The following is a 7,668-nucleotide window of genomic DNA, read 5'->3' as shown; positions in this document are numbered from 1 at the left end:
GCTTGACAATCTCCCATAAAAAGTTATAAAATCTATATTAGACCGTAAAATTGTGGGAGTGATTTTTGTGAGTGATTTATTAATTATGACACCCGGTCCGACTGAGGTCAGTGAAGAAGTTAGACGGGCAATGAGCCAAAAAATTACTAACCCCGATCTTGATCCTGAATTTTTTGATTTTTATCTTGATGTTAGTTCTAAACTGCAGCAGGTTATCAAAACAAAAAATGATGTGATTATTATGAGTGGGGAGGGTATTTTAGGACTGGAATCTGCCTGTGCTTCCTTAATTGAGCCGGGGGATAAGGTTTTAGTTTTAGATAATGGAATTTTTGGTAGAGGATTTGCAGACTTTGCTGATTTATATGGAGCTGATGTTACTAAATGGGAATTTCCATATAATAAAGAAATTGATATTAATAAGTTGGATGAAATGTTAGCAGAGAAAAATGATTTTAAATTTGCAACCTTTGTTCATTGTGAAACTCCTACTGGAATTATAAATAATGTTGGTGAAATTACTAAATTATTAAATAAATATAATATCTTATCGGTTGTAGATTCAGTTTCTGCGATTGGAGGAGTCCCAATAGAAGTTGATAAATGGGGAATTGATATTATTTTAGGCGGTTCCCAAAAGTGTTTATCAGTGCCACCAGGGCTTACCTTTATGAGTGTTAGTGATGCAGCCTGGAATGCAGTAAACAATAGAGAAACACCCGTTAGAGGTTATTATACAAATCTACAGCTCTGGCAGAACTGGTATGAAGAAAAATATTTTCCTTATACTCAGGCTATTAGCGATATCTATGCTTTGAATGCTGCTCTAGATAAATGGTTAGGGGATCAAGAGGTTTTCACCAGGCACAGTCAGATTGCAGCCGCAGTTAGAAAAGCCATTGTTGAATCTAACCTTAATTTATTTGCTGAAAATGGTCATTCAGATACAGTTACTGCTATAGAAATTCCTGATTCTATAAATTATCAGGAATTAAACCAGTTGATGACAGAAAGTTATAATGTTATGATTGCAGCTTCATTAGGAGAGTTTGAAGATAAATTAATTCGGATTGGACATATGGGAGAAAACTGTTATGAAGAAAAGTTGTATAGAACTTTAAAAGCTTTTGATCACAGTTTAAGAGAACTAGGTTTTAATTTAAATGTTGAATTACATAAAGTATTTGTAAATGAAATGAACTAAGGGGATGGAGCTCCCCTTCAATTACTGTTTATTTAACAGATGATGGCTCCTATCTTGTAGGGATATCCCTATTAAGATAGGAGTTTTTTTATTTTTATATATAAGATTCTTGAGTATCTGAATATTACTCACATGTATTTAGTACCTAAAATTAAAAAAGGAGAGATTACTTTGGCTTTAAGTTTAGCTCTAATTATTTTATTTGCTTTATTATTTGGAAGGTTTTTTAATAAGATTAAACTACCAGCACTTCTGGGGATGCTTTTTATTGGAATTTTACTTGGCCCGTATGGATTAGATTTAATTAGTCAGGATATCTTAAATATTTCTTCAGATTTAAGAATGATAGCTTTAATTGTAATTTTAATTAGAGCTGGGCTTGGAATAGAAAAAGAAACCTTGAAAAAAGTTGGAATTCCAGCAATCAAATTAAGTTTTGTACCAGGACTTTTAGAAGGTACTGCTGTTATTGCAGCAGCAATTTACTTTTTAAAATTTGAGTTTATAGAAGCAGGGATTTTGGCTTTTATTATTGCTGCAGTTTCCCCAGCAGTTGTAGTTCCCCAAATGTTATCTCTAATAGATAGGCAAAAAGGTACTAAAAAGGGAGTGCCGACTTTAATCTTAACAGGGGCTTCTGTTGATGATGTGGTAGCAATTACTATATTTTCAGCTTTTTTGAGTATTTATGGTGGAGAACAAATTAATATTTTAAAACAGGTTTTAAATATTCCAATTGCTATTATACTTGGTATTATCCTGGGAACAGTAATTGCTTTACTTTTACTCTATGTTTTTAATAAATATCATATTCGTGACACAAAAAAAGCATTATTAATTCTTAGTTTTGGGATCTTAATGAATTCCGTTGAACATTTACTAAATGGAATTATTCCAATAGCAACTCTGCTGGGTATTATGGTTATTGGATTTGTGATTCAAGAAAGATATTCAGAATTAGCTAAAAGATTATCTTCAAAATTTAATAAAATTTGGGTTTTTGCTGAATTAATGTTATTCGTTTTAATTGGAGCTGAAGTTAATATTAATCTTGCTTTTGAATCAGGCTCTATTGGTTTAATAATTATAATAATTGGATTAAGCTTTAGATCAATTGGAGTCTTAATTTCACTTTTTGGTACCCATCTAAATTTAAAAGAAAGAGGTTTTTGTGTTATAGCCTATACTCCTAAAGCTACTGTTCAGGCAGCAATTGGCGCTATTCCGTTAGCAGCTGGTGTGGCATCAGGTGAGTTAATACTTGCTCTTGCTGTTTTATCAATTATTGTTACAGCTCCATTAGGGGCAGCAGCAATAAAAATTGCAGGTAATCATTGGTTAACTGACGATTCTTCAGTTAAAAACTAATTTAATTCAATTAATGAATTGTGATTTGAATCACTGAGATTTTCTGAACATTTGATTATAATCTTTTTATAAGATAAAATAAGATAAAGAAAATATCAGGAGGTTAAATTATGGTTGCAGCTGTTATCAATATTTTTGCTTTGCTTTTATTATTTATTTCATTTTTAAAAAGCAATAAAAAAACCAAAGGAGCTCTAAAAATAGCTTTATTTAAGGGGCTGGGACTCGCTCCTCAGTTAATTTCACTGGTTGCATTAATTGGTATTATTTTTGCATTTTTGCCACCAGAATTAATAAAAGAATTTTTAGGAGGAAGTTTTTCCTTAATTCAGGTAGGGGGAGCAGCGTTATTTGGAGCTGTGATGATGATTCCAAGTTTAATTGCTTTACCATTAGCAGGCTCTTTAATTGATGCTGGAGCATCTTATACTCCTGTAGCAGCTTTTATCACAACCTTAACTATGGTTGGTTTTGTGACTATTCCAGTTGAATTAAAAGAGTTAGGCAAAAAAATAACAATTTATAGAAATGGTCTTGCTTTAATTTTTGCATTAGTAATTGCATTTATGATTGGGGTGTTTATTTGATGACAGCAGTAGATAATATTGAAAATAATAACTCAAAAGAAAATAAGAAGAAAATACAGGCTGAAAAGCAGAATCAAAAACTGAAAGAAAATATAAAAAAGACAATAAAAACATTAATGTTTTGGGTGATAATTTTGACAGTCTTTAGATATTTTTTTCCAGAAAGATTTCCAGCTGCACTTTCTATGTCTGGCCGTTACTTAAAAGAGATGATTTTTGTTTTTCCAGCAGTGCTTGTGATAATGGGGCTGTCAGATCGCTGGGTTCCAACCTCAATGGTTGAGAAGTATTTAGGGCATAATTCTTCATTTAAGGGAAAGTTTCTTGCAGTATTTTTAGGAACTTTACCGACTGGGCCAATGTATATAGCTTTTCCAATTGCAGCAGAACTTCTGCGTAAAAAGGCCAGCCTTTCTAATGTAATAATATTTTTGGGTGTTTGGGCTTCATTAAAAGTACCCCAACTGGGAATAGAAGTGCAATTTATTGGACTTAAGTTTTCCATACTTAGATTTATCTTTACTTTAATTTCAATTTTTATAATTGCTCTTATTATGGAAAAAATAATTGATGTAAAAGATTTTAATGAAAATATGAAATAAGTTACTAATCAAATCATAAGGCCAGGCGATTTTGTCTGGCTATTTTAATTTTAGATTAAATATACATCTAGAATAGAAATTAATATTATTGTAATAATTTCTTGTTTCATAAAGTTTTTAACATTTGATTATAATAGGCAAGATGTGATATTATTAAGTTAAACAAGAAGATTTATTTATTATTAAAAGTCTGAAAATTAGCAAAATTATACTCAAATTAGTTAAAATTATCACAAAGGAGTGAAATTCAAATGGAATTAGAAAAATATAAATTTTATCAGGACAGTCTTTTAGAAAAACTGCATGAAATCCAGAGCACTTATGGTTATATTCCAGAAGCTGAAATTGAAAATTTGGCTGAAAAATATCAACTGCCGAGAGCAAATGTTTTTGGAGTAATTTCATTTTACTCGATGTTTTACACTGAACCAACAGGTAAATATATAATTAGAATTTGTGACAGTATTTCTTGTCATCTCAATGAATCTGATTCTGTTTTAAAAGCTGTGAAATCATATTTAAATTTAGAAAGTCATCAGACTACTGCTGATAAAAAATTCACTTTGGAAGTGGTAGAATGTTTGGGACACTGTGGAGAAGGACCAGTTATGATGGTAAATAATCAGATATATACAAAAATAAATGAAAATAAAGCCTTAGAAATTTTAAATGACTGTATATAATCATTAAATTTTTCAGTATCTTAAGTAAGGAGTGAGATTATGTCCAAAGAAAAATTTTATCTAAAAGGGGATCAGCTCTTAGACATTTCTGATTATAATTTTAAATCGATTAAAAATGCTCTTAAATTAGGCCGAGAAAAAACAATTCAAAAAATAAAAGACTCTGAACTTAAAGGGCGAGGTGGTGCTGGTTTTCCAACAGGAATCAAATGGGAAATGGCAGCTAATATTGAAGCCCAAGAAAAGTTTTTAGTTTGTAATGGAGATGAAGGAGAACCCGGAACGTTTAAAGATAGATATTTGTTGGAAGAAAGACCTCTAAAAGTTTTAGAAGGAATTATGCTTGCAGCTTATGCTGTTGGGGCAGATAAAGCATATATTTATATTAGAGGGGAATATTCGAAAGCCATAGATGTATTTTCTAAAATAATTGAAGCGGCTGAAAAAGAAAAAATATTAAATGAATATCTTTTTAACAGTGAGTTTCAATTAGAGTTAAAACTTGTCAGAGGTGCAGGTGCCTATGTTTGCGGTGATGAAACGTCATTATTAAATTCAATTGAAGGCAAAAGAGGTCGCTCACGCATTAAACCACCTTATCCTATTGAAAAGGGTTTATATAACCAGCCTACAGTAGTAAATAATGTTGAAAGCTTATGCTGTGCAGCAGAAATTTTAAATCCGGAATCAGAAGAATTTTCATCATTAGGAATCGAAGGCAGCCGCGGTACGAAATTATTATGTCTAAGTGGTGATTTAAATAAACCTGGTTTATATGAAGTTGAGTTTGGGAAAATCACCTTAAAAGAAATTATATATGAATTAGGTGGAGGTATAAAAACTAATGCAGATTTAAGGTTTGTTGTTCCAGGCGGTATTTCAACAGCCTTAATAAAAGCCGATAGTTTAGATTTTCCCTACAGTTATCAGGAATTTGAGGAAAGAGGAAGTAGTTTGGGTTCAGGAGCTGTTATTGCAGTTAGCAAAAAACATGATCTACTAGATTTAATGCTGAATGTTTCCAGATTTTATATGGATGAAACTTGTGGTACTTGTTTTCCTTGTCGAGAAGGGAATAGGCAGATCAATAAAATATTGAAATCATTTAAGCCAGAATCTAATAAAATTAATGCTGAGTTAATCAACGATATTGGTAATACAATTAGGTTAGCAGCCCGTTGCGGTTTAGGTCAGTCATCACTTAATTTTATTACTTCAGTTATTCAAAATTATGGTGAAGAATTAAGGATTGGAGGGAAGATTTATGTTTAAAGCAGAAATAGATGGAATTAAAATGGAACTTGAAGAAAAAATAAGCATTCTAGATGCTGCCAAAAAAGCTAAAATAAATATTCCAACCCTCTGTTATGAAGAAGGTCTATCAATTTATGGAGGCTGTAGACTCTGCGTTGTTGAAATTGAAGGAGAAGAACTGCTTAAACCTGCTTGTGCAACGGAAATTGAAGACGGCATGAAAATTAAAACACATTCAAAAAAAGTTAGAGAACTGAGAAAGAATTTATTTGAGTTAATCATTGCCACTCATAATATTGACTGCCAGCTCAATTGTTTGACCTGCAGCCGGGCCAGTAACTGTGAGCTAAAAGAAATAGCTGAAGATATTGGAGTCTCTAAAATGAGATTGGATCCAATAAAACGTGGTGAAAGCATTGATAATTCAAGCTATGCAATTATTAGAGAGCCTGAAAAATGTATTAGCTGTAACCGCTGTATTAGAAAATGTGAAGAAGTTCAGGGTATTGGTATTTTTACTACAGCAAATCGCGGCCCATAAACTGTTGTTACAACTTTTAAGAATAGAGGAATGGGTAATGTAGAATGTACTAACTGTGGTCAGTGTATACTTTCTTGTCCAACTGGTGCCCTACATGAACTTTACCAAAAAGATATTGTCCTAGATCTTTTGAATGATGAGAGCAAACATGTTGTTGTACAAACGGCGCCTGCAGTTCGAGTTGCAATTTCAGAACCCTTTTCTAATCAAGCTGGAGATATTTCTACTGGTCAGCTGGTTACAGCCTTAAAAAGATTAGATTTTGATGCGGTTTTCGATACCAATTTTGCAGCCGATTTAACAATTATGGAAGAAGGAACAGAATTAATAGAATAAATAATGGTGGTAAGTTACCGCTATTCACTTCCTGCAGTCCAGGTTGGATTAAGTTTATTGAACACTTTTATCCAGATTATTTGGAACATCTTTCATCTGCTAAATCACCTCAGCAGATGTTTGGGGCAGTAGCTAAAACGTATTATGCCAAAGAAGCAGGTATTGATCCTAAAGATATGAATATAGTATCAATAATGCCCTGTACAGCTAAGAAATTTGAAGCAAAAAGAGAAGAAATGGCTGGAGATGTTGATTATGTATTAACTACCAGAGAGCTGGCTTCTATTATTAAATCTGCAGGTATAGATTTTCTCAACTTAGAAGAAAGCGAATATGACGAACTGCTGGGAGTTTCTTCGGGTGCAGCAAATATATTTGGAACTACTGGGGGAGTTATGGAAGCAGCACTTAGAACAGCAACTGAATTGATTACCGGTCATGAATTAGAAAAAATAGATTTTGAAATTGTAAGAGGTTTAGAAGGAATAAAAAAGGCAGAAATAGAAATTGATGGTTTGAAATTAAAGGCTGCTGTGGCTCATGGCCTTGGTAATGCACGTAAGCTTATGGAAATGATCAAAGCGGGAGAAGAATTTGATTTTGTCGAATTTATGGCATGTCCTGGTGGCTGTATGGGTGGAGGCGGTCAGCCAATTTCCTGTGATGATAACGTATTAGAAAAAAGACAGAGAGCTATTTACCAAATTGACAGCAATAAAAAATTAAGAAAGTCACATGAAAACCCTTATATTAAGAAGATATATGATGATTATCTGGGAAATCCAGGCAGTGAAATTGCTCACAAATTACTTCACACAAAATATAAAGCGCGAAAAATTTAATGGATACATGGATAACTATTGACAGTTTTCAGTATTAGTGTTAAACTAAATCACAATAACAAAAGAATAGATTAACCTTTTAAATCAGTCCAGAGAGGCTGGCAAAGGTTGGGCTTAGCAATCAATTTAAGATAATACTAAGATAAAAAATCCTTAAATTTTGGGATAGCTGTGTCAATTTAACCTTCAAACCATTCTTTCTGGGGAGAAGGTTTTATTTTTATGATTAAACTTTAGTAATTTACTGTATT

General features: G+C 32.4%; 5 protein-coding genes and 2 pseudogenes. All 7 read left to right on the top strand.

What is annotated here, in order from left to right:
• Positions 1 to 67 precede the first annotated feature (67 nt).
• The 7 genes and pseudogenes from CI949_RS13995 (at position 68) to CI949_RS13965 (ending at position 7,417) form a co-directional block, all read left to right on the top strand.
• Positions 68 to 1,204 carry an alanine--glyoxylate aminotransferase family protein gene (locus tag CI949_RS13995; RefSeq protein WP_290767428.1) on the top strand — a complete coding sequence of 379 codons (1,137 nt, stop codon included), beginning with the start codon at positions 68 to 70 and terminating at the stop codon, positions 1,202 to 1,204.
• A gap of 171 nt (positions 1,205 to 1,375) precedes the next feature.
• Entirely contained in the window at positions 1,376 to 2,572 is a 1,197-nt protein-coding gene (locus CI949_RS13990; RefSeq protein WP_290767426.1) for a cation:proton antiporter, read from the top strand.
• A gap of 110 nt (positions 2,573 to 2,682) precedes the next feature.
• Entirely contained in the window at positions 2,683 to 3,159 is a 477-nt protein-coding gene (locus CI949_RS13985) for a permease (protein WP_290767424.1), read from the top strand.
• Positions 3,159 to 3,761, top strand: coding sequence for a permease (locus CI949_RS13980; RefSeq protein ID WP_290767422.1), 603 nt, complete (start codon positions 3,159 to 3,161; stop codon positions 3,759 to 3,761). Before CI949_RS13985 ends, CI949_RS13980 begins: the two co-directional genes overlap by 1 nt.
• Before the next feature lie 242 nt (positions 3,762 to 4,003).
• Positions 4,004 to 4,444, top strand: a pseudogene (gene nuoE / locus CI949_RS13975) (NADH-quinone oxidoreductase subunit NuoE); the annotation flags it as partial.
• Positions 4,445 to 4,483: 39 nt separating this feature from the next.
• Positions 4,484 to 5,716 (top strand): NADH-quinone oxidoreductase subunit F, encoded by a 1,233-nt coding sequence (locus CI949_RS13970; protein ID WP_290767420.1) that lies wholly within the window; start codon positions 4,484 to 4,486, stop codon positions 5,714 to 5,716.
• Positions 5,709 to 7,417, top strand: a pseudogene (locus CI949_RS13965) (NADH-dependent [FeFe] hydrogenase, group A6). Before CI949_RS13970 ends, CI949_RS13965 begins: the two are co-directional and overlap by 8 nt.
• The last annotated feature ends 251 nt before the right edge of the window (positions 7,418 to 7,668 follow it).

Source organism: Halanaerobium sp., assembly GCF_003070835.1.
This window is presented reverse-complemented; position numbering and strand designations above follow the sequence as displayed.

Bases quoted from the DNA above. Each gene is read 5' to 3' on its own strand.
- CI949_RS13970 (WP_290767420.1), top strand. From the start codon at position 4,484: ATGTCCAAAGAAAAATTTTATCTAAAAGGGGATCAGCTCTTAGACATT.
- CI949_RS13980 (WP_290767422.1), top strand. From the start codon at position 3,159: ATGACAGCAGTAGATAATATTGAAAATAATAACTCAAAAGAAAATAAG.
- CI949_RS13985 (WP_290767424.1), top strand. From the start codon at position 2,683: ATGGTTGCAGCTGTTATCAATATTTTTGCTTTGCTTTTATTATTTATT.